This is a genomic window from Streptomyces anandii JCM 4720 (genome assembly GCF_014650655.1).
GTDB lineage: Bacteria > Actinomycetota > Actinomycetes > Streptomycetales > Streptomycetaceae > Streptomyces > Streptomyces anandii.
In genome coordinates this window covers 160,047-160,719 of sequence record NZ_BMVJ01000016.1, presented here as the reverse complement: position 1 = coordinate 160,719, position 673 = coordinate 160,047, and the positions used below count along the sequence as shown (strand labels likewise).

1 protein-coding gene is annotated in these 673 nt (G+C 72.8%); it reads right to left on the bottom strand.

Going from position 1 to position 673, the window contains the following annotated elements:
* The coding region (locus IE249_RS25980) for a homocysteine S-methyltransferase family protein (RefSeq protein ID WP_229859275.1) at window positions 1–673 on the bottom strand (673 nt) is incomplete at both ends.

The window sequence follows — 673 nt, the reverse complement described above, 5'->3', positions numbered from 1 at the left end:
AGATGCTCCGGCGTCGTACCGCAGCACCCGCCCACCAACGACAGCCCGTAGTCACGTACGAAGTTCTCCTGGGCGTCGGCCAGGCCCTCGGGGTCGAGCGGGAAGTGCGCGCCGTCCTTGGTGAGGACCGGCAGGCCCGCGTTGGGCATGCACAGCAGCGGGATGCGGGAGTGGCGGGTGAGGTAGCGCAGGTGCTCGCTCATCTCGGCGGGGCCGGTCGAGCAGTTGAGGCCGATCATGTCGATGCCGAGCGGCTCCAGCGCGGTGAGCGCGGCGCCGATCTCGGAGCCGAGCAGCATGGTGCCGGTGGTCTCGAAGGCCATCGACACCAGCAGGGGCACGTCCGTGCCGGTGGCCTCCATGGCGCGCCGGGCGCCGAGGACGGAGGCCTTGGTCTGGAGCAGGTCCTGGGTGGTCTCCACGATCAGCGCGTCCGCGCCGCCGGCCAGCAGGCCCTCGGCGTTGGCCTGGTAGCCGTCGCGGATGGCGGTGTAGCCGACGTGGCCGAGGGTGGGCAGCTTGGTGCCGGGGCCGATCGAGCCGAGCACCCAGCGGGTGCGGCCGTCGCGGGCCGCGTACTCGTCGGCGGCCTCGCGGGCGAGGCGGGCGCCCGCCTCGGACAGCTCGTGCACGCGGTCGGAGATCTCGTACTCGGAGGCAGCGGTGTGGTTGG